Annotated in this window: 1 pseudogene; it reads left to right on the top strand. The window is 48.2% G+C overall.

Annotated features, from left to right (window positions below):
- Positions 1 to 771, top strand: a pseudogene (locus PXC01_RS00005) (hypothetical protein); the annotation flags it as partial.

Here is a 771-nt window from a genome sequence, read left to right as displayed (position 1 = left end):
GTTAACCGGTTCCCCGGATACCGGCGGAACGTGGGCGGACAATGGCGATGGTACACATACGTATACCGTAGCAGCGATTGCTCCATGTGCAGTAGATGATGAAAGTATCGTAACCGTTGTAGAACAAGCACAACCATATGCTGGAATCGATGGTACACTGAATATTTGTGTAGGCGCAACATTCACGAATGCTGATCTGTTCGCACAGTTAACCGGTTCCCCGGATACCGGCGGAACGTGGGCGGACAATGGCGATGGTACACATACGTATACCGTAGCAGCGACTGCTCCATGTGCAGTAGATGATGAAAGTATCGTAACCGTAACCGAGCAAGCACAACCAAATGCAGGAATCGATGGTACATTGAACATTTGCCAAGGCGGTACATTCACGAATGCAGATCTGTTCGCACAATTAACGGGAAATCCCGATACCGGAGGAACATGGACGGACAATGGCGATGGTACCCATACGTATATAGTATCAGCAACATCACCTTGTACAGTAGATGATGAAAGCATCGTAACCGTTGTAGAGCAAGCGCAACCAAATGCAGGCATTGATGGTACATTGAATATTTGCGAAGGCGCAACATTCACGAATGCGGACTTGTTTGCCCAATTAACGGGTTCCCCGGATACCAGTGGAACTTGGACAGACAATAGCGATGGTACTCATACATATACGGTGTCGGCAACATCACCTTGTACAACCGATGATGTAAGTATCGTAACCGTAACCGAGCAGGTACAACCTAATGCGGGAATCGA

The organism is Maribacter huludaoensis (assembly GCF_029350945.1).
GTDB classification, from domain to species: Bacteria; Bacteroidota; Bacteroidia; order Flavobacteriales; family Flavobacteriaceae; genus Maribacter; species Maribacter huludaoensis.
The sequence above is the reverse complement of the archived record's forward strand: the minus strand, read 5'-3'. Positions and strand labels throughout refer to the sequence as shown.